General features: G+C 31.4%; 32 protein-coding genes. 14 read left to right on the top strand and 18 right to left on the bottom strand.

Features of this window, described 5'->3' with window-relative positions; genetic code table 11:
• From traL to OWK30_RS09210, 3 genes are read right to left on the bottom strand one after another with little or no spacing between them, the layout of a single operon-like run.
• Positions 1-282: a type IV conjugative transfer system protein TraL gene (traL, locus tag OWK30_RS09220; protein ID WP_423325800.1), complete on the bottom strand. Its 282-nt coding sequence runs from the start codon at positions 280-282 to the stop codon at positions 1-3.
• Between the two features lie 18 nt (positions 283-300).
• Positions 301-648, bottom strand: coding sequence for a TrbC/VirB2 family protein (locus OWK30_RS09215; RefSeq protein WP_423325798.1), 348 nt, complete (start codon positions 646-648; stop codon positions 301-303).
• A gap of 2 nt (positions 649-650) precedes the next feature.
• Entirely contained in the window at positions 651-1,181 is a 531-nt protein-coding gene (locus OWK30_RS09210; RefSeq protein WP_423325796.1) for an OmpA family protein, read from the bottom strand.
• A gap of 112 nt (positions 1,182-1,293) precedes the next feature.
• Between OWK30_RS09210 and OWK30_RS09205 the strand changes: the two genes are divergently transcribed.
• Positions 1,294-1,512, top strand: a complete 219-nt coding sequence (locus tag OWK30_RS09205) for a hypothetical protein (protein WP_423325794.1) — start codon at positions 1,294-1,296, stop codon at positions 1,510-1,512.
• Positions 1,513-1,591: 79 nt separating this feature from the next.
• Positions 1,592-1,864, top strand: coding sequence for a hypothetical protein (locus OWK30_RS09200; protein ID WP_423325792.1), 273 nt, complete (start codon positions 1,592-1,594; stop codon positions 1,862-1,864).
• Here OWK30_RS09200 and OWK30_RS09195 read toward each other — a convergent pair.
• From OWK30_RS09195 to OWK30_RS09125, 15 genes are all read right to left on the bottom strand, one after another.
• Positions 1,843-2,583 (bottom strand): hypothetical protein, encoded by a 741-nt coding sequence (locus tag OWK30_RS09195; protein WP_423325790.1) that lies wholly within the window; start codon positions 2,581-2,583, stop codon positions 1,843-1,845. The genes OWK30_RS09200 and OWK30_RS09195 overlap by 22 nt on opposite strands.
• Positions 2,584-2,587: 4 nt before the next feature.
• Positions 2,588-3,598, bottom strand: a complete 1,011-nt coding sequence (locus tag OWK30_RS09190; RefSeq protein WP_423325788.1) for a ParB/RepB/Spo0J family partition protein — start codon at positions 3,596-3,598, stop codon at positions 2,588-2,590.
• A 69-nt stretch (positions 3,599-3,667) separates the two neighbouring features.
• Entirely contained in the window at positions 3,668-3,910 is a 243-nt protein-coding gene (locus OWK30_RS09185) for a hypothetical protein (RefSeq protein ID WP_423325786.1), read from the bottom strand.
• Positions 3,907-4,038, bottom strand: coding sequence for a helix-turn-helix domain-containing protein (locus OWK30_RS09180; protein WP_423325900.1), 132 nt, complete (start codon positions 4,036-4,038; stop codon positions 3,907-3,909). The genes OWK30_RS09185 and OWK30_RS09180 overlap by 4 nt, the downstream gene beginning before the upstream one ends.
• A gap of 110 nt (positions 4,039-4,148) precedes the next feature.
• Positions 4,149-4,607: a hypothetical protein gene (locus OWK30_RS09175; RefSeq protein ID WP_423325784.1), complete on the bottom strand. Its 459-nt coding sequence runs from the start codon at positions 4,605-4,607 to the stop codon at positions 4,149-4,151.
• The gene (locus tag OWK30_RS09170; RefSeq protein WP_423325782.1) at positions 4,600-4,791 is read right to left on the bottom strand and encodes a hypothetical protein; all 192 of its coding nucleotides are present in this window, start codon (positions 4,789-4,791) and stop codon (positions 4,600-4,602) included. The genes OWK30_RS09175 and OWK30_RS09170 overlap by 8 nt, the downstream gene beginning before the upstream one ends.
• Before the next feature lie 11 nt (positions 4,792-4,802).
• A complete protein-coding gene (locus OWK30_RS09165; RefSeq protein ID WP_423325780.1) occupies positions 4,803-4,997 on the bottom strand; it encodes a hypothetical protein in 195 nt (64 codons plus the stop codon).
• A 21-nt stretch (positions 4,998-5,018) separates the two neighbouring features.
• Positions 5,019-5,795 (bottom strand): hypothetical protein, encoded by a 777-nt coding sequence (locus OWK30_RS09160; protein ID WP_423325778.1) that lies wholly within the window; start codon positions 5,793-5,795, stop codon positions 5,019-5,021.
• Entirely contained in the window at positions 5,761-6,027 is a 267-nt protein-coding gene (locus OWK30_RS09155) for a hypothetical protein (RefSeq protein ID WP_423325776.1), read from the bottom strand. Before OWK30_RS09155 ends, OWK30_RS09160 begins: the two co-directional genes overlap by 35 nt.
• Before the next feature lie 2 nt (positions 6,028-6,029).
• The gene (locus OWK30_RS09150) at positions 6,030-6,746 is read right to left on the bottom strand and encodes a hypothetical protein (protein WP_423325774.1); all 717 of its coding nucleotides are present in this window, start codon (positions 6,744-6,746) and stop codon (positions 6,030-6,032) included.
• The gene (locus tag OWK30_RS09145) at positions 6,724-6,975 is read right to left on the bottom strand and encodes a hypothetical protein (RefSeq protein ID WP_423325772.1); all 252 of its coding nucleotides are present in this window, start codon (positions 6,973-6,975) and stop codon (positions 6,724-6,726) included. Before OWK30_RS09145 ends, OWK30_RS09150 begins: the two co-directional genes overlap by 23 nt.
• An 8-nt stretch (positions 6,976-6,983) precedes the next feature.
• Entirely contained in the window at positions 6,984-8,258 is a 1,275-nt protein-coding gene (locus tag OWK30_RS09140) for a DnaB-like helicase C-terminal domain-containing protein (RefSeq protein ID WP_423325770.1), read from the bottom strand.
• 11 nt (positions 8,259-8,269) lie between these two features.
• Positions 8,270-9,583, bottom strand: a complete 1,314-nt coding sequence (locus OWK30_RS09135; protein WP_423325769.1) for a hypothetical protein — start codon at positions 9,581-9,583, stop codon at positions 8,270-8,272.
• On the bottom strand, positions 9,580-10,032 hold the full coding sequence (locus OWK30_RS09130) for a helix-turn-helix domain-containing protein (protein ID WP_423325767.1): 453 nt from the start codon (positions 10,030-10,032) through the stop codon (positions 9,580-9,582). Before OWK30_RS09130 ends, OWK30_RS09135 begins: the two co-directional genes overlap by 4 nt.
• A gap of 2 nt (positions 10,033-10,034) precedes the next feature.
• Positions 10,035-10,229 (bottom strand): hypothetical protein, encoded by a 195-nt coding sequence (locus OWK30_RS09125; RefSeq protein WP_423325765.1) that lies wholly within the window; start codon positions 10,227-10,229, stop codon positions 10,035-10,037.
• A gap of 119 nt (positions 10,230-10,348) precedes the next feature.
• Here OWK30_RS09125 and OWK30_RS09120 point away from each other — a divergent pair, with 119 nt between their 5' ends.
• The 12 genes from OWK30_RS09120 (at position 10,349) to OWK30_RS09065 (ending at position 17,071) form a co-directional block, all read left to right on the top strand.
• On the top strand, positions 10,349-10,825 hold the full coding sequence (locus OWK30_RS09120; protein WP_423325763.1) for a helix-turn-helix domain-containing protein: 477 nt from the start codon (positions 10,349-10,351) through the stop codon (positions 10,823-10,825).
• Between the two features lie 27 nt (positions 10,826-10,852).
• Entirely contained in the window at positions 10,853-11,473 is a 621-nt protein-coding gene (locus OWK30_RS09115; protein ID WP_423325761.1) for an ImmA/IrrE family metallo-endopeptidase, read from the top strand.
• A 33-nt stretch (positions 11,474-11,506) separates the two neighbouring features.
• Positions 11,507-11,731 carry a hypothetical protein gene (locus OWK30_RS09110; protein WP_423325759.1) on the top strand — a complete coding sequence of 75 codons (225 nt, stop codon included), beginning with the start codon at positions 11,507-11,509 and terminating at the stop codon, positions 11,729-11,731.
• Between the two features lie 38 nt (positions 11,732-11,769).
• Entirely contained in the window at positions 11,770-11,925 is a 156-nt protein-coding gene (locus OWK30_RS09105) for a hypothetical protein (protein ID WP_423325757.1), read from the top strand.
• A gap of 27 nt (positions 11,926-11,952) precedes the next feature.
• The gene (locus OWK30_RS09100; RefSeq protein ID WP_423325755.1) at positions 11,953-12,471 is read left to right on the top strand and encodes a hypothetical protein; all 519 of its coding nucleotides are present in this window, start codon (positions 11,953-11,955) and stop codon (positions 12,469-12,471) included.
• A 250-nt stretch (positions 12,472-12,721) separates the two neighbouring features.
• Entirely contained in the window at positions 12,722-13,621 is a 900-nt protein-coding gene (locus OWK30_RS09095) for an ABC-three component system protein (RefSeq protein WP_423325753.1), read from the top strand.
• A 3-nt stretch (positions 13,622-13,624) separates the two neighbouring features.
• A complete protein-coding gene (locus OWK30_RS09090; RefSeq protein ID WP_423325751.1) occupies positions 13,625-13,882 on the top strand; it encodes an ABC-three component system middle component 6 in 258 nt (85 codons plus the stop codon).
• Entirely contained in the window at positions 13,842-15,602 is a 1,761-nt protein-coding gene (locus OWK30_RS09085; RefSeq protein ID WP_423325749.1) for a DUF2326 domain-containing protein, read from the top strand. The genes OWK30_RS09090 and OWK30_RS09085 overlap by 41 nt, the downstream gene beginning before the upstream one ends.
• A gap of 312 nt (positions 15,603-15,914) precedes the next feature.
• Entirely contained in the window at positions 15,915-16,142 is a 228-nt protein-coding gene (locus OWK30_RS09080; protein WP_149266883.1) for a hypothetical protein, read from the top strand.
• Positions 16,135-16,488 carry a type II toxin-antitoxin system PemK/MazF family toxin gene (locus OWK30_RS09075; protein ID WP_423325746.1) on the top strand — a complete coding sequence of 118 codons (354 nt, stop codon included), beginning with the start codon at positions 16,135-16,137 and terminating at the stop codon, positions 16,486-16,488. The genes OWK30_RS09080 and OWK30_RS09075 overlap by 8 nt, the downstream gene beginning before the upstream one ends.
• Positions 16,489-16,559: 71 nt before the next feature.
• Positions 16,560-16,787, top strand: a complete 228-nt coding sequence (locus tag OWK30_RS09070) for a hypothetical protein (RefSeq protein ID WP_423325744.1) — start codon at positions 16,560-16,562, stop codon at positions 16,785-16,787.
• Positions 16,784-17,071, top strand: a complete 288-nt coding sequence (locus OWK30_RS09065) for a type II toxin-antitoxin system RelE family toxin (protein WP_423325742.1) — start codon at positions 16,784-16,786, stop codon at positions 17,069-17,071. The genes OWK30_RS09070 and OWK30_RS09065 overlap by 4 nt, the downstream gene beginning before the upstream one ends.
• Positions 17,072-17,341: the final 270 nt, after the last annotated feature.

Here is a 17,341-nt window from a genome sequence, read left to right as displayed (position 1 = left end):
TTAATCTCCAAATTCCTTAATGTGATATGGCGGAATGTTTTTTATTTGAACAAGACCAAGCTTATATCCAATATGGAACAAAAACCCTTTATGCTTTTTCTTTTTGATTTTTTTAAACGTCTGAACAACCGTAAAGGCTATAACAATACCTATAAACTGGTGGCGTATGAACATGCTTACAAAAATTATGATTATAAACAATATAAATTCATCTAACTCCCAAAAAAGAATGACTGGCTGGGAGTCTAAATACTTTGGTATCCTGTAGTCCTCTTTGTTCATACGCCACCTTTTTAACTATTAATGCCCAAAGGCAGTTCCACCTAAGTTAAAGAAGCTTTTCGCAATACCGCCAAGACCACCAATTACAAATGCAAGAACAATTGCCCATCCCAGAGTAGCAAGAGATTTTGTCGCAATTGAAATACCAACACCAATAATGAATGTTACAAGAGCCAAAAGAAGACCAAGATTACCGCTAATCCAATCGGATATTGTGCCGTATGCAGCGTCCCAAGGATCGGTTGTTTGAGCCATTACGTCAACGCTGGAAATAGCAAAAACAAACGCTACGATTAAAAGCGCTTGCACTTTTGGATTGCAGAGCGCAACATAAACTTGATTAGCTAAACTTTTTAAATTTTTCATTGTTAATTCACCTCCTTTTTGTTTTCTACTATAATTTCTACTCTTCTTGATTTTTTAGGTGTGGTTTTATAGCAACATTTACCTTTTCCCTCCGGTTTTACAGTCAACCCAGCTTTCCACAAATGAAGAGCAACCTGATAAGCTCGTTTTCTCGCAAGTTCATCGTTATATTTTTCTGTTCCAAACCAGTCGGTGTATCCGATGACTTTGATTGTTTTGTTGGAATATCTTGATTTAAGAATTTTGATGATTTTTTTGAGTTTTACATATTCTTCCGGCTTTATATTATATTTATCGAAATCAAAGTATATATTTTCTATCACCTCCTTTCTTTCAAATTTTTGTTTTTTCACGCTTTTTGTTTTTGGCTCAGTTTTTTCATTTAAATCAGTTTTTGCAGTCAAAACTGCAAAAGGATTTACTGATGGATAATTTACCTGTTCTTCAGTAATTACAAATTGTCTGCTTTTGTTGTTTATTGCCTCATGATATTTGTAATAATCAAGGTTCTTTTCAATAATTATAACCGGCATAATTACACCTCTGTTATTTTCTATTTTAGAAATTATTGAATTTTATGGCGTCTGTTTGTGGTATTTTTGAAAAACCACTATTTTTTTGACAAAATTCTAATATTGTAAGAGTATGAGATGTAAAAAATGTGATGCGGATTATATTGTTTTTAAAGCAGTGATAGATAGAAAGAAAAAAATTTTATCATTGCTATATATCTGCCCAAAATGCATGGCTGTAAAAAACAAAGATATTCCTATTGTTGAACACTTCGATTTTAGAGAAGATCATGAGTTTAAAAAACATAAAAATAGTATTGTTAACCTTAACGATTATTTTAATCATCGCTAGCGTTGTGAATTATCTTTCGTTTTCAAGCGGTGTTATTACAATTAACGGCAAAACGCTTCATGTTCAAATAGCTGACAATATGTATTTACGGCATAAAGGTTTGAGCAATATAAAACATTATCAATACGACGGTATGCTTTTTATTTTTAACGAAGACAAGGTCTATCATTTCCAGTCATTACAAATGCGTTTTCCGTTGGTGATTTGCTCACTAAAGAAAATAGCGCTAAAAGAATTTTCATTAAATGAATGCTTCGATTTCCCCATTAAGAAACTAATTTCAATTAAAGGAAAGTATATTATTGAAATACCAAAAAACAAATTTCCAGCTCAAATTGATAAAACGCCATAATGGTTATCAAAACTTGTCTTGTTGCGACAATTTGAACATAAACGGTTTTTTTTGTCCCTAAACAAATATTCCTTTCCGCAGCATATACATTTTTTTATTTCATAATTCTCACTATTTTCTAGCAATTCGAATAATATTTTAACATGAACGTCTGAAAACTTTGAATACAATAACATAAAATCTTCTATTCTGAGTTTAAGATTATTTCTTTGGATATAAAGCAATATTTTTTTCTTATCTCTCAATGTTATTTTTTGTGAATTTAAATTAATAATCTTTGGGTTATACAATCCCTTTTTGATGAGTGTTTTTCTTAAACTCGAATGATCGGGAGTGAATCCATCGTTTGCATATTCTAAAAGTTTACACACTTGACGTAAAGAAAGCCCCAGTTGAAGTAGTTTTGAAGCGTCTTGAAAAAAAATGTCAACAACGTTGAGGTATTGCTTGTCCAATATATCACTTAAACTTTCGTATAGTATATTTGCGTCATATTCCGATAAGATTTTGAGAACCTCTAAAAAGTTTTTACCTCTTTTTATTATTAACAATTTGGCTATTTCTATTACTCTTTTATTAGGAAATTTTGCTACATAACATTTATCTAAACCGTAATTTTGTTGTATATAAGAGATAGACAATCCGGTTATTTCAGCAATATGTTTGTTTAGTAATTTTCTTTTCTTTAAGAATCTTATTATTTCGTCATACTTAAGCAATATTCTACTCCAAAAACTTCAACACATGCTCTTGTATAACTTCCTCGTATTTTTTTTCGTCTTCACTCAATTCAATATAATCAGCAACGTTCTTTAAATCTACCCTAAAAATCGGAACGACTGGGGGTTTAACAGAACTGAATAAGGTTGTGTCTATTTCTATATTTTCATCAGCAAAACCCATTTTTTTCATATCTATCGAGTATCTTGCGCATTTTTTTATCAGGTTTAAAATATGATAGTTAATTGCTATTATGTCTCTAACGATTTCTGCGTCTCGTTTGATGGTTTCAGGTTCAAGCCCTTTAATTTTTACGTTGTTTTTAAATTCAAGATATTCCCTTTCTATTTTTTTGATTTTTTCGTCCTTCTTTTTATTTTCATTTAGCAATTGTTTTATTTTTTGTAACTGAGTGTTTATAGTTTCTTTTACATCATTAGAGGCTTTTTCTTTAACTACATTGTATATTTCGTATTGGACTTCTTTTGAATGAGTGGCAAGTTCGTTTGCGGTATTTATATTTATTTCCCCTTTATCAAGCATTGCCGCAAATTCAGGGATTAAGTTATTAGCGATTTTTAAATACTTGTTTATTTGCCTTGTTTTATATTCCGTTTTTTCGCACAGTTCTTGTATCTTTTCAGTTTTTGTTTTTTTGTCAGAAAGTTTATACAGTTCATTCATTAACTTGGCTCTCTGATAGGGTGTTAAATGTCTTCGGATAAGATTATCTTCAATTAATGTTTTAATTTCTTCGTTTTTATTTTCAAATTTTTTAACGATACAAGGAAGTTCTTCTATATTAAGTTCTTTACAGGCTTTATATCTCTGATTACCGCAAATTATTTTATAATATCCATTTGTATCTGGTGTAACAACCAAAGGCTCTATAAGACCGTTTTCAATAATGCTTCTCTTCAATTCTTCGAAATCGTATCCAACAACATCCTCAAAAAATTCTTTATTTTTTTCGTGAGGTTTTAATTGGCTTATACTAATCATTAAAACTTTCATAAAATCTTCCTCCTTATTTTGCACTCAGGGACATATTTCACTTTTTTTCACTTTATTTCACTTTGTTTACTAAAAAATACGAACATAATCTTTAGTAACAGGATCAAATACGCTTATACTGCTTGCAAGTTTATAATATCTTTTCGCAATCCAAATGCCTATCTGATAAGGAAATTTACCTTGAATTTTCAAGTCTTTATTTAAAACACTATCGGCATCAGGCAGTTTCTTTTTAAGCAATTCTACAAGTTTCCAAAACTCAATATCTTTTGCCTTAACAATTATATCAAGCACAGAATTTAAATATCTCACTTCAATATAACTCTCTGCCTCTGATACTTTTCTATTTCCTCTTTGGTGAAAAAATTCCTTTTCCCTATTTTTAAAACTCTTAACTCTCCCTTCGATATTAGATTGTAGATAGTTCTTTCTTTTAACATTAAGATTTTTGACGCCATTTTCATATCGCATATTAAATCACCTCCGTAATTAATCCATTTAACGTCCTGCATTAATTACCTCCCGCTAAAAATAGAGGGGAATAACCCCTCTAAAATGGTAGATCATCTTCATCAAAACCGTCATTCTCTATATCCTGATCTGGCGTCATTCTATCAGGCCTACTGAAAACAATTCGATAATCGGGATGTTTTTCTTCTTTTTTGTTCTCGTTGGCAAATATTGCAATATTATGCTCCATTAATCCAATTTGAATAACACCTGAAAAATATTTCTTATTATTACCATCCTTATCCGTATACTCCTTTAACCAAAGAGCTCCACAAGTATTCTGCTTGTATTCCTTCTTCCCATCATCACTAGCCACCTCTTCAGACATAACAATACGCCAATCTGGATGTGTATCTTTTTCCTTCTTTTCATTTTTAAACGCTGATATCCTTTTGCGACCAAGAATGCCAAGATTTACTTCACCAGTAAGAAAAGCATGTTTCTTGCCATCCTCACCTTTGTAATCTTTTTTCCATAATGCTCCAACTGTGCTAAGCATGACAAACCTCCTTTTTGTTGTTGTTTTGCTTCAAGATTTTTATGTCTCTCACTTTTTTAATAGCTTGCTCCAATGTTATTATTGCGTTCTCATATTGCTCTTTATTGAGCAAATCGACTGCTTGACATAAAAGAATGCCAAGCCCCTGTTTTTTCTCAGAGATTACCTTTTCCCTTACACTCATTAGCACCTCCCTTAATTCCATCTTCCGCACTGGCCACAACCAGTACAAATGTCCATATATGCGCCGCAAACTGGACAAAAAAACCTATTTGTTACCACTTCCATATATTCAAATTCAAGCCCGCATTCCTGACATGTGAAGTTTTTGCACCCTGTGTGTTTTTTTGCGTTTATTTTTAATTTTTTATCTTTTGCCTGAATGATCATATCTGCCTCCTAACTTTATTTTTAAAAAGGAATATCGTCCTCTTCTTCCTCTTTAAAAATAACTTCGTTTTCCATCTTTAACTTCTCATATAACTGTTTGGCTTCCTCTTCCGTTAAAGACTTTTTGCCGGTTCTCTGATAGATAAATTCTACAGCTCTATCTTTCTCCTTCTTGATATCGATTCCATATTTTTTGACTAGCAACTCTCCAAGTAAAAATTTATAACTAACCTTCGATTTCTCTGTCTTTACTTGTTTATTTATTTTCTGAACTATAACGTCATTCTCTAACATTCCTGATAAATCCTCTACGTCCTGCGTGAAAATATCAGATGCCGCAGTTCCATTTAACACAGCCGCAATCAAAGCCCTTTTCGAAGCCATTTTCAGGATAGTGTTATCTATATCGTATGGGTTCTGCTTCCTGTATTTCTTTTCTCTACTGTTGCAACTACCCAACCCTGAAGATACTCTATTACCCGTGTTAATATGATAAAGAGTGCACTTGACTGTATAGGAAACAAAGTCTTTTTCATGAACAGATGAAATTACCTCATATTCAGGATCAAGCCTGAACGTGATTAGTAGCTTCTCAGCTCCAGCTTTATACAAAGTCGGTTTCTTAGTTCCCGGTATAATTCCGTAATGTTCGCCTTCTTTCATGACTGTTTTCATGACTTCCTGAATTAAATTTACCTGATGTACAATATCCTGAGGAGTTAATAACGGCTTATTTAAGCTTAATTGATTTTGAGCATTCTGCTTATTTTCTACAGTTTGTAGCGCTGTCCCCTGCATAATATCCTCCTATTTTGATCCTTGAAAAATGCTTGTTTGCAAAAGCACAAATCTTTCTTGCTTCTTGAACAAACCGCTCAATACTGACGTCATAATCGGCAAGCAACTCGCCAAGTTTCTGCATTCTATGTCTGAATTCATCATAAATAGCTCCTTCGGGATAAATAAACCTTTCCCTTAACCAAGCCATTAACCTGTGATATATTTCAAGTTTTTTATAGGTTTCTTGCATTCTTAAATCCCTCTTAATACAGCAAACTTTTCGGGAACTTTGAAAAATCGAATAAGCCTGTTGGTTCTCGCAAAATAACTGACTAACATTCCAAATTCAGTTTTACTGTAATTCGCATGAGTATTGTTTCTATAATTGACTACAGAAAATTCCGTTTCAAAATAATCTCTACACCAACCAGAACCATCTTCACGAACAACGTGCTTTGAATTTACATCTACATGTAAAGGTAGATTTTTGGTTTTAATCGTTTGAATAAAACTTCTATAAAACTTATAAAAATCATAATCGATCTTAAGATTTGTTATTGATACACCCTGAAATAATCGACTGTTTTCAAAAATAAATTTTGCTATGGCTGTTCTATGATTACCATCGGCATCAACGTAGTAATTAGTCTTGTCTATTGAAATATATGATATTTCTGGAAGTTTTTTATCGACATTATAGTAATAATCGGGATTCTGCTCATATAGTTGTATGTTTAACGGCATTCTTTTTCCAACTTTTATAAATTCTCTCCATGTCAAACCTATGTAATCGGGATGTTTTGTGCCTATTATTGAGCCGATGTTTATTGATGTGTCAGATATCCATTCACAACACACAACAAAAGGCTCATAATCTTTTTTGAAAACATCATACCAGCTTTTGATTTGCCTATCGGCAAATTCAAGTTTTGAATTGTTAACCTGTTTAATAAACTTGTTTGTTGCCATTCTGTACTCCTTTTTTGTTAAAATTTCTTCTGACGAATAAGCATAATTTCCTGCATTCGTTTTTAATTCTTTCAATATCTGCCTCGTTTAAGATAAGCATGTCTATTTTGTTTAACCTCTTAAAAAGCTCCCTTTCCGCTTCTTCATTGTCAGTCCAATCGTATCTTTCTCCTATCCAGTGAATAGCTTTTTGAAAAGTGTTCATCCGTTCATTCTGCCAAAAATTCACAGCCCACCTCATGCTTCAATTGCTACGTTAGCAGGTTCTAATCGGCCGTATTCGAGCGTAAAAAATATCTTGCCGGTTCTGTGAGTCACTCTGTTTTTTGCAACATTTACTTCTAAAAAATCAGGTAAACTTTTGTCGTAGTAATTTGGACGGTATAGGAGCATAATACAGTCTAGATCCTGCTCAATTTGTCCGCTATCCCTTAAATGCGACATCAACGGACGTTTGTCTTTTAGTTTTTCAACTTCTCTGTTTATTTGTATCATTACGACGATAGGAATATTTACTTCTACAGCCAACTTCTTAAGATTTTTTGAAACTTCAGCCATTTTTTCATGCCTTGTCATGTAAGACGGGTAGTTGCTAAGAGATATAAGCCCAAGATAGTCAATAAAAACTATATCTACTTTCTCTTGCATTTTTAGCTTTTTTACTGTCGATACAATATCAAAATCAGTGCATACTTTTTTGGCTAAAATAAAATCCTGACTTACAAGCCAATCTTTCGCATCAAAAATCTTAAAAATATCTAAATTGTCATTATCGATTTCCGTATATGAAAAACCGGCTTTTTTAATTGATAGGAGCTTTGCAATATCTTTACCCTGCTGTTCAAAATTAAAATACAAAATCTTTTTTCCTTGCTCTAATGCCCTTAAAGCCAATTCTAACCCAAATTCTGTTTTTCCCATATGTGTTCGGCCTGCTATACCGTAAATAAACCCGTTCTTTAAACCGCCAACAACTCTGTCAAAATTTTCTAAACCGGTCTGAACACCAATCTTTGTTTCATTGTCTATAAGCTCCTGCAATGCCGTCTCTATTTCATCTTCAATTTCCTTAATATCAACTACTAACTGCTTTGTTTCCTGTTCCTGCATATTTTCAAGCTTCAAAATTAAGTCTGACACTAAATCCATTTCGGGAACTAACTGTCTGTCGATATGGGTAATGTATTTTTCTAAAAGATTTTTGACGCTTTTTAGCTGATAGAACGCTCTTAAAGACTCAACTGCTGAAATATACTCGTTTTCACTAAATGCCCCGTTTACGTTGTCAATTACGTTTTCTAGCTTTAATTTAATGATTAATGGTGTTACTGAAGAAAGGCTAACATTTTCTCCAGATTTAATTTTTTCTATGATTAATGATGCAAGTCTATGATACTTACCGGTAAAATACTCTTTTTTTAAATCCGCTAAGTATAAAAATTCATTATTAATAAGCAAACTATTGATTACATATTCTTGCATGGTTGAGTAATCGAATTCAAAATATTTCATCGTCATACCTCCTAAGCGCTATAAGGTCTAATTATGTATTTAACCTTTTTCTCGCTGGTATCTGATTCTGATGTTTTTGTTCCGCCCCTGTCCTGTTGTTTTGATAACCAGTTAAGGATAAATTTCTCGTAGTTCTTTTTCCGTTTGCGAGGATTAGCAAGCAACCATAGTCTCATACGTTTCAATTCAACCTTAATATCACACGCAGGGAACGCCTCGCTCCAGTCTGATATATGCGACTCCGTTATGTTTTCCCATTCCTCAGTCTCAAAATTAAAGTTGATTTTTGGCTTTTTATTGGCTATACTTTTATATCCCAGACCAGTCCCAGTCTTTCGATGCTTATCACCAGCGGGCGGGTCGGTGGGCTCGCTCGCAACTAATCCATCGCCGGCAGCGGCACGGGCGGAACTCTTCCTTTCTATCTTGCAGTCTACGCTATCAGACTCGTTTACCGTTGTATCCCTGTCTACGTTTTTAGTATCGTTTTGAATTTCTAAAGAGGGTGTTTCAGGTTGGTTTGTTTTTTGAGTTTTTTCTTGTTGTTGATTATTAGTTGAAGTTTGACCTTCCTCTCTCTTTCCGTCAGCACAGAACGATCCGTTATCGTTCGGTGCAGTAGTATTTAAAGAATTATTATTTTCTGTAATTGAAATCTCCGTAATTGTATTCTCTGTATTTGTATGTCCCTCTATGTCCATACCCTCTGTCCCTGTATGTCCATACCCTCTGGACATAGAAGTGCATACCTCTGTACCTGTATGTCCATAGGTGTGTCCCTGCCTTGATTTTTCAGGATTTTCCGAAGTGCATACCTCTGTCCCTGTATGTCCATAGGTGTGCTTCTCATTTGATCTGGTAGAGCTTGATATTATTTCTGACGAATGACCATAAGTTAGCTTTTTTATTTTTTCAGGAAATATTTGTATATACATTACGTTTGTTAGTTTTGAACCATTATCTATTTCAATGTTACGAAATATTCTCTTGGTTAATCCTAATTCCTCTAGTTTAATCAATGCGGTTTTTATTTGTTTTTTCGAAAAACCGAATTGATTTTCAAATGATTTGTAGCTTCTTTGAAGTAAATCTTCTTTGATTTTTTTTCTGTATCCTAAAAACTTTCCGGTTGTTTCGTCTTTAACTGGTTCTGGTTTATACCAATAGACTATATCAGACAGAATTATAATCGCTGGTAAATGAGGTTTTCCGTTATCGAACGTAATTGCTTCATACCATGAATGAGGTATAATATTGCCCTCAAGATTTAGTGACGCCATTTGCAAAAAAATGTTTTTGTACGTATTATTGCTGTTACTCTTCATTGATTTACCTCCTCTTCGATATCTAAAAGCAAAATATCTATTTCATTTTTAGGACGGTAAGAGTTAAGATTAGAATTAGAAGAACGGAGCATTTTCAGTATTTGTAAGTAATGTTCTTCCTTGATTACTTTGTCTCTAAACCTGATATTGACAAGTGTTTCAAGCTCTTTAATGGTAACTTCATACTTGGGATTGCGATATATTCTTAAAATGGCGTCGAGAGATTCTTTAACAGGTAAGCCAGACAGAATCGTTAATGGAGAAATTTTTAATATTTTTGCGATTTGCTCGATCTTACTTAAAGATATTCCCGTATAGCCTGACTCAACTTTTGATATATATCCTTTTGAGACACCTAATTTTTCAGCAAATTCCTCACCTGTTAACCCAAAAATATTCTTTCGCCAAAACTGAATGGTTTTGCCTACTAATCTCTCGATTCTTCTCATTTTTATTCACTTAAAACAAGTTTTTTGATTTCTTCATCTTCACGAAGCATTTTAATTGTTTGAGGTAATTCTTTACTGGGATTTAATGATGTAAGAACGAAGATTCTAATAAGTTTAGATTTTGGTATAAGACTTTTTTTATGAAGAATATTAATTAATTTTGAGGTTTTTCTATCAAGTGTAAAATTTGTTACCATAAACACCTCCTTTTTTATATGTAATTTAAGACATTTTAACCATTTGTCAAGTGATATATTATGTTAAATATGATTAACTAATCACTTGATTGCGTGATTTATTTGTTTATTATTAAGATATGAGTCACGATGAGAAAAAAATTGAAAAACTAATAGGTAAAACTATACAATTTTGGCGTAAAAGTGTTTTTGGATATACAAGTGAGGATTTAGCTAAAAAACTTGGTGTTTCTAAAAGCTATATTAATAACATAGAATCCGGTTATTCAGGTATTTCTTTTAAAAAAATAGAACAAATCGCCAAAGCTCTCAAAATTTCACCTCTCACTCTTTTAAGAGGACTGCCTGAAAAAGAAGCTCTCGATGCTATCATGGAAATTTATCGTGATCCTAAATATAACGTTACTATAAAAGAACTTGAGGCTCTTATTGGAGCTAAATTCAGAGGAAAACACATCACTAAAAAAGGTTATCTCCAACTATTAGACCTTATTCGTTCTGGAGACTTTGTTATAGATTCCGAAAGTTATCGCCCCAGAGATATGGTTGATATTCTTCTTGATGAAATTGAAGAGGAAATTAACGGCAGAAAATAAATTACAAATCTTTATAGTGGGGGATATATGTCTTTTATTCAATCTGCAAGTTTAACAACAAGTCGAAAGATTATTACAGATTGTAAAGTAAAAGAAAAAATAATTTCTAATATCGTAGAGCGTTTTAGAGAAATTTCTAATATACCGTTCCCTCCTTACGACCCTTACAGTCTTGCCGAATGTTTGGGATATAAAATAACTTCTAATAAAAAACACGACATCCCTGAATTTGAAGGATGCACTTTACCTTTTAGCAAAGTTATTTATCTGCACGATACAAATTACTACAGAAAAACATTCACTCTTGCTCATGAAATATTTGAAGATGCATTGAATAGAAAATATATTGGCTTTGTTGAAAAAGATTTTAATTGGGCCGCCGCTGAGTTTTTAATGCCGGCAGATGAATTTACGGAGCAGGCTAAAGCATATGGCTTTAATCTATATCACCTGTATGATATTTACAATAATTGCTCCCCTTTAGCCATATCCATGAGACTGCTAAATCTCGGGCTTATTGATACTGTTGTTGTCCAATACAACGGAAATGAACAACTATATGGTTGTGAATGTTATTCGCCTATCCAAGAGTTTGAAATCGGCAAAAACTATAAGATTATTTTTGGTGAAGATGATTTGCCTTTTTGAAAACTAAATACTTTAAAGTTTATGGGGGTGAATATGAAAAAACTAATTATTTTTTCAATTATTCTCTTCCTGCTTTCTTTGACATCATATGCAGAAAATAAGAGTGAAAAAAATGGGACAAAAAAGGCATTGTTGTTATCAGGTGGAGTTCTTAATGGAAATGTGATGGATTATTATCCAAATACAAAAATTCTTGCAACTTTTCCCAATTCCTATTCGGGGTTTGCAGGTAACTATACTTGGCAAATAACAATATAAAAATTCATAATTTTTTACTGGATAGCTATTCAGATAGTATGCAAGCTTTATTAGATGAAGCTAAAAGAAAATGTGAAAAACAGAACTATGATGGAGTTATCTATTATGGCGTTTCAAATTTAAGATTTGATTTTAAAGTTACTGACGATATGGTAGTTTTCTTTGTTACTGCTGACTTGTATTGCGCAAGGTAAACAAAATAAGGAGAAGGGGAGAGTATCATGAAAAAGTTTATACTTATACCTTTACTGGGTTTTCTTCTTATCTCTTGCTCCTCAATGCCTAAATGCGACGATAGTTCAATTCTTGGTCTTGTTTCCAATATCCTGAAAAAAGTCGCTGTGCTTAATTTCTATAAAAATGAATGTGTTTCTAAAAAAGACTTTCTCCTACCGGCATTATCTCTTTCTGTCATGAGTTCCGGTTCAAGCATAATTACTCTTGATACAATTAAAAAGCTAACGGAAATCAACCAAAACGATAATCAAACGAATATGTATAAATGTTTTAAAGACAAATTAGATAACTTAAACTTTGAATACAAGGACATTGTCATAGAGCAACTTAACAAAGATACAAAAACAGTTATTTGTTCTGCCAGCGTAAAAATCTCAGATAATCGTAAGTATATGGAAACTAAAATAAAATACAAGGCTTATAAAACAACTGACGGAAAACTCGGAGTAGCTGTTGATCCTGAGAGTTTGAAAGATTTTACTTTGGATTTTATCATATTTTAAAGGGTGGATACAGCATACTGGCGTGGGCCAGAACGATTTTTTTTTGTCGCTTATTTTCCATATAGTCAGCAAGAATTTTCAATAAATTGTATATTGAAAAATAATTATAAAAGTCGCATAGTTATAATTGATAGGGGAAAAGAAAACATATAAACAAAAATTATGAAAATCTAACTACAAGAAGCTCTATTGCAAAATTAAAGTTTTTATGATAAATTTAATTATCTAAAAAAATAGTTAAGATTTTCGAATGAATAGTGAAGAGAAATTTATTATAAGGATTATATTTAAAAAAAAGATGCTGGAAGCTAATGGTCAATCATTTGAGAATATATTTACTGAGATTATGCAATACAGAGAGAAAAATTTTCTGCAAGTAAGACCTTGGGGACAAGATGGAGATAGAAAGAATGATGGATATATACCGCTAAAAAAAAGATATTACCAAGTTTATGCTCCGCTGGATCCTGAGAATAAGTTTTGTGAAGCAGTAAGAAAAGCAAAGAATGATTTTGAAGAGTTGATAAAAAATTGGGAAGTTGAAGAATATTTTTTTGTTTTTAATGATAAATATATAGGGGCTCCCCCACAGTTATTAGAAATTTTAGATGATATAAGAAGTACTTACTTTTTAAATGATAGTGGAGTTATTGTGTGTAAAGACTTAGAACATTATTTATACGAATTGGAAGATGATCAAATATTTAGTATTTTAGGATATATTCCAAAATTAGAAGACATTAGTAATTTGGAGTTTGAAATATTACATGAAGTAGTAAACCATTTGATGAAATATAATAGTTCTCAGAAAGAAAATATAAAAGCACCTGACTGGGATGATAAGTTGATATTTAATGGGTTAAATGGAACACCAGCAGAAAAATATTTAGAAGCTGGAGTTTGTTTATTAGAAGAGTTAGAGGAGTATTTGAATAATAATTCTGATTTTACTTCTGAACATATAAGGGGTAAAATAAATCAAATTTATATAGATAAGAAAAAATATTTTCAAGGTTTAAAGTTGTTTGAAGAAATAGTAGATGAACTTATCCCTCGACCAGAAACTAAATATTGGAATGCTGTTTGTGCGATAATGAGTAAATACTTTATAAGCTGTGATGTTTTTGAAGACCCTCCAAATGATAGATGAATAATGCTTGTTCCCGGTAAGCATACAAATTTTTCACAGTCTTTGTTAGGATTGGGTGGTTATATAATACAAAAGCTTTCAGAACCTAAAGCTGTAGATGAACTGTGGGATGAGTATCAAAAGGATTTAAAGAATAATAAATATTTTTTTAAACATAGTTTTGAAAATATATTATTGGCTATTACTTTTTTGTATTCAATAGATGTTGTAGAGGAAAAAAATGGGCTTATTTACCTTAAAATCTTTTCAGTTGAAAAGTAAATCATATTCGAGAGAAATTATTTTTAAAAAAGGGATAAATATTATTTTAGCAATACATTCAGATAATGAGGACATAAACAATAAGAATACTTATAATGGAGTGGGAAAAACTCTTTTGATAAAACTTATTCATTATTGTTTAGGAGCAGATAAAAAGAATTACTTAGAATTTATCCAAAAATTACCCGATTGGGAGTTTATGTTAAGTTTTGCAATAGGGAAAGATGAATATAATGTTATTAGAGCTAACAGTTCTCCAGATAAAGTTGTTTTTAATGGTGAAAAAGTTAGTGTTGATTATTTTAATAATGTTATGAAATATACTGTTTTCAGTATTCCTGATGGAGTTCCTTTTTTATCATTTAGGACTCTTTTGCCATTTTTTATTAGAAAAGACGATAAGAAATATTATATAGATTATGATAAACCAACTTATTTTCATACCGATTACGAAAAACTTTTAGCAAATGGTTTTTTGCTTGGGATAAGTCCTTTTTTGATAGCAAGAAAAGCAGAAATAAAAGAGGAATTAAATAAAACTCATAATTTTAGGAGACAGTTAGAAAATGATCCAGATATAAAAAAAATATTTTTCAGTTCTGAAGGTGATGTTAATCTAAAGGTTAAGGATTTAGAAGAACAAATTGCATCTTTAGAAAAAAATTTAAAAGAATATAAAATTGCAAAAGATTATGAAAAAGTAAAAGAAGAAGCTGATCTGTTTGCAAAATTGATTGAAGATTTAGAAAATAAAAGGTTTTTGATTAAACAAAAACTTGAAAAAATTAAACATGCTTTGGATAATTTAGAAAAACCTGATTTTTCTAAAGAGAAGTTAGAAAAAATGTATGAAGAAGTTAATATTTATTTTTCCGATAAGTTAAATAAGAGATTGGAGGAATTAGAGAGTTTTTATAAAAATGTTATTAAAAACAGGCAAATAGTTCTTTTAAATCAGCTGGAAAAACTAAAAAAGAAGTTAGTAGAAATAACTAAAAAATTGGAATTTGTTAGGTCTAATTATGATGAAAAAATGCGATATTTGGGAGAACATAAAGCTTTGGATATGGCTATTAAAGTAAAAGAAAAGTTAGAAAATTTAAAAAGGAAAAAAGAAAAACTAGAAAAATATAGTAAGCTTTTGGAGGAATATAGAAGGAAAGAGCTTAAATTAAGAGAAGATTTATTAAAAGTTATTAAAGATGCTAATGATTATACTGAAAAAGCAAAAAATAATTTTGAAGAAAAAAGTAACTTTTTTAGGATGATAACAAAAAGGCTTTATCCTGAAGCATCAAGCGGATTGACTATAAATGTTAACGAAGGCCAGAATAAAATTCTTTTCGATATAAGTGCCAAAATAGATGCAGATGCTTCATATGGTATTAACAAAGCTAAAATATTTGCTTATGATAACACTTTATTTTTTAAAGGGGAGCATCATAATATAGGTTTTTTATTTCATGATAGTGTCTTATTTGATGGCGTTGATGAAATTCAAGTGACGGAAATGTTTAGATTTGTTAAAGAAATGTTTAAGGATAATAAACAATATATTGTAACTTTAAATCAGGATAAAGTTGAAATTTTAAAAAAATACTTAGATGTAAAAGAATTTAAAGAAATTATTGAAGATAATATAATTTTAATTTTAAGAGATAATCCTGATACAGAAAAATTACTGGGTAATAAAATAAATCTTAAAATTGAATCAACATAGTCGATTCCATTCATAACAGTAGGTATTCTACTGAGTGGGAAACCACACAATCCATTTGCAAAATTATATTTACTTTAGTTTTTTCTAATGAAAAACAACAAATATTAAAAACAACGAAGTAGTTTCCACCGAAAATTATTTTCAGTGGAATTACTTAATATATCATATTTTATAATTCCATAGTCTGTTGAGGTATCTGGACGGCGTCCTGCCGCCTCAGACGAAAAAAACACTTTTAATTTAAAAATAATTATTGATTTTTCCAAACTCTGTATTATGTTCTGTATTATAAATACATGATTGAGGTGTAATATGAATACAGTTAGATTAAATATAACTCTTCCGGCTGACGTCGCCGATATGCTTAAAAACGTGAAAAATAAATCTGCCTTTATCGCTGAATCTATCAGGGCATATGTTAAACAGGAAGAAAAGAAACGTTTAACTGAAGCACTTAAAGAAGGATATATCGCTACAAAAAAAGAAGATAAAGAATTATCAAATGAATGGATTGATACAATAGGAGACGGTATTGATTGATATAAAAAGAGGTTATGTATATCTTGTGAATTTAAACCCAACTAAAGGAGCAGAAATCAACAAAATTAGGCCAGCTGTTATCGTATCGAACGATATAAATAATCAATACGCTGATACGGTGACAATAGTTCCTATCACTTCAGGTAATGTTCAAAAAATTTATCCTTTTGAAGTAAAAATACCAAAAGGTATAGCTAATTTAGACAAAGACTCAAAAGCAAAAGCAAACCAAATTAGAACAATAGATAAGTCAAGAATTGTAAAAGAAATTGGAAAACTACCAGATGATATTACAAAGAAAATTGAATATGCTATAAGTGTTCATTTGGATTTGAATATCGGGTGAATTTTGCCGATTGGATAGTTGACGTAAGCCTCTCTTGAGGTTATATTATGTAAAAAAGTATGGAGTGTGGTATGAATACAGTTAAAGCAACTTTTTCAATTCCTCAAGAAATTATGGATGAATTAAACAATTATGCGAAAGAAAGCGGTTTAAAAAAATCTAATGTTGTCGTTTCAGCTCTTGAAATGTTTTTTGATTATATGGACTTGAAAATTGCAAAAGAAAGAATCGATGAAATTAAAACTAAGAACCTTAAATATCTTTCTACAGAAGAAATAGAAAAAGAGCTTAGACTTTGAGTTATACTCTCAAATTTGCGCCTCAAACTAAAAAAGACTTAAAAAAACTGCCAGTATATATCCAGAAATTCATTTTAAACTCTCTTAAGGAATTTGCCAATAATTTATCAAATGAATACGAAGCAGAACTTATTAAGACTGGAAAAATAAAAAAGTTAAAAGGCGAATGGGAAGGATTTTATAGGTTAAGACTTAGAACCTATCGTGTAATTTATCAAAAGAATGCTAACGAATTGGTGGTTTTGATAATAAGAATTAGCCATAGAAAAAACATCTACCTTTGACACCAAAAATCGCCCTGTAAGCCACGCTTTTCATCCGACCTACAGAGAGATCCATTGCTCGACACCAAAACGACGCTCTGAGAGCCTCTGACGGGCTCAGAGAGGTGTTTTGCTTGCCAGTTCTTAATCCTAACTCAAATCTTAAAGCAGGTAATAAGATTTAAGGGTATTGCACAGTAAAAACAGCATAATCTATTGATATTTCATCTATTTTCTGCTAAAATGCAGTTGATTTTCAGATAAGACAGGAGGTTTTCCATGCCTGAGAAA

It is taken from the genome of Deferribacter abyssi, assembly GCF_049472655.1.
GTDB classification, from domain to species: domain Bacteria; phylum Chrysiogenota; class Deferribacteres; order Deferribacterales; family Deferribacteraceae; genus Deferribacter; species Deferribacter abyssi.
This window is presented reverse-complemented; position numbering and strand designations above follow the sequence as displayed.

Bases quoted from the DNA above. Each gene is read 5' to 3' on its own strand.
- OWK30_RS09130 (WP_423325767.1), bottom strand. From the start codon at position 10,032: ATGAGAAGAATCGAGAGATTAGTAGGCAAAACCATTCAGTTTTGGCGA.
- OWK30_RS09140 (WP_423325770.1), bottom strand. From the start codon at position 8,258: ATGAAATATTTTGAATTCGATTACTCAACCATGCAAGAATATGTAATC.
- OWK30_RS09180 (WP_423325900.1), bottom strand. From the start codon at position 4,038: ATGTTAAAAGAAAGAACTATCTACAATCTAATATCGAAGGGAGAGTTA.
- OWK30_RS09210 (WP_423325796.1), bottom strand. From the start codon at position 1,181: ATGCCGGTTATAATTATTGAAAAGAACCTTGATTATTACAAATATCAT.
- OWK30_RS09200 (WP_423325792.1), top strand. From the start codon at position 1,592: ATGTATTTACGGCATAAAGGTTTGAGCAATATAAAACATTATCAATAC.
- OWK30_RS09170 (WP_423325782.1), bottom strand. From the start codon at position 4,791: ATGAGTGTAAGGGAAAAGGTAATCTCTGAGAAAAAACAGGGGCTTGGC.
- OWK30_RS09175 (WP_423325784.1), bottom strand. From the start codon at position 4,607: ATGCTTAGCACAGTTGGAGCATTATGGAAAAAAGATTACAAAGGTGAG.
- OWK30_RS09135 (WP_423325769.1), bottom strand. From the start codon at position 9,583: ATGAAGAGTAACAGCAATAATACGTACAAAAACATTTTTTTGCAAATG.
- OWK30_RS09205 (WP_423325794.1), top strand. From the start codon at position 1,294: ATGAGATGTAAAAAATGTGATGCGGATTATATTGTTTTTAAAGCAGTG.
- OWK30_RS09080 (WP_149266883.1), top strand. From the start codon at position 15,915: ATGAATACAGTTAGATTAAATATAACTCTTCCGGCTGACGTCGCCGAT.
- OWK30_RS09070 (WP_423325744.1), top strand. From the start codon at position 16,560: ATGAATACAGTTAAAGCAACTTTTTCAATTCCTCAAGAAATTATGGAT.
- OWK30_RS09105 (WP_423325757.1), top strand. From the start codon at position 11,770: ATGCAAGCTTTATTAGATGAAGCTAAAAGAAAATGTGAAAAACAGAAC.
- OWK30_RS09155 (WP_423325776.1), bottom strand. From the start codon at position 6,027: ATGCAAGAAACCTATAAAAAACTTGAAATATATCACAGGTTAATGGCT.
- OWK30_RS09090 (WP_423325751.1), top strand. From the start codon at position 13,625: ATGCTTGTTCCCGGTAAGCATACAAATTTTTCACAGTCTTTGTTAGGA.
- OWK30_RS09100 (WP_423325755.1), top strand. From the start codon at position 11,953: ATGAAAAAGTTTATACTTATACCTTTACTGGGTTTTCTTCTTATCTCT.
- traL (WP_423325800.1), bottom strand. From the start codon at position 282: ATGAACAAAGAGGACTACAGGATACCAAAGTATTTAGACTCCCAGCCA.
- OWK30_RS09190 (WP_423325788.1), bottom strand. From the start codon at position 3,598: ATGAAAGTTTTAATGATTAGTATAAGCCAATTAAAACCTCACGAAAAA.
- OWK30_RS09085 (WP_423325749.1), top strand. From the start codon at position 13,842: ATGGGCTTATTTACCTTAAAATCTTTTCAGTTGAAAAGTAAATCATAT.
- OWK30_RS09120 (WP_423325763.1), top strand. From the start codon at position 10,349: ATGAGTCACGATGAGAAAAAAATTGAAAAACTAATAGGTAAAACTATA.
- OWK30_RS09110 (WP_423325759.1), top strand. From the start codon at position 11,507: ATGAAAAAACTAATTATTTTTTCAATTATTCTCTTCCTGCTTTCTTTG.
- OWK30_RS09150 (WP_423325774.1), bottom strand. From the start codon at position 6,746: ATGGCAACAAACAAGTTTATTAAACAGGTTAACAATTCAAAACTTGAA.
- OWK30_RS09215 (WP_423325798.1), bottom strand. From the start codon at position 648: ATGAAAAATTTAAAAAGTTTAGCTAATCAAGTTTATGTTGCGCTCTGC.
- OWK30_RS09095 (WP_423325753.1), top strand. From the start codon at position 12,722: ATGAATAGTGAAGAGAAATTTATTATAAGGATTATATTTAAAAAAAAG.
- OWK30_RS09165 (WP_423325780.1), bottom strand. From the start codon at position 4,997: ATGATCATTCAGGCAAAAGATAAAAAATTAAAAATAAACGCAAAAAAA.
- OWK30_RS09125 (WP_423325765.1), bottom strand. From the start codon at position 10,229: ATGGTAACAAATTTTACACTTGATAGAAAAACCTCAAAATTAATTAAT.
- OWK30_RS09115 (WP_423325761.1), top strand. From the start codon at position 10,853: ATGTCTTTTATTCAATCTGCAAGTTTAACAACAAGTCGAAAGATTATT.
- OWK30_RS09160 (WP_423325778.1), bottom strand. From the start codon at position 5,795: ATGCAGGGGACAGCGCTACAAACTGTAGAAAATAAGCAGAATGCTCAA.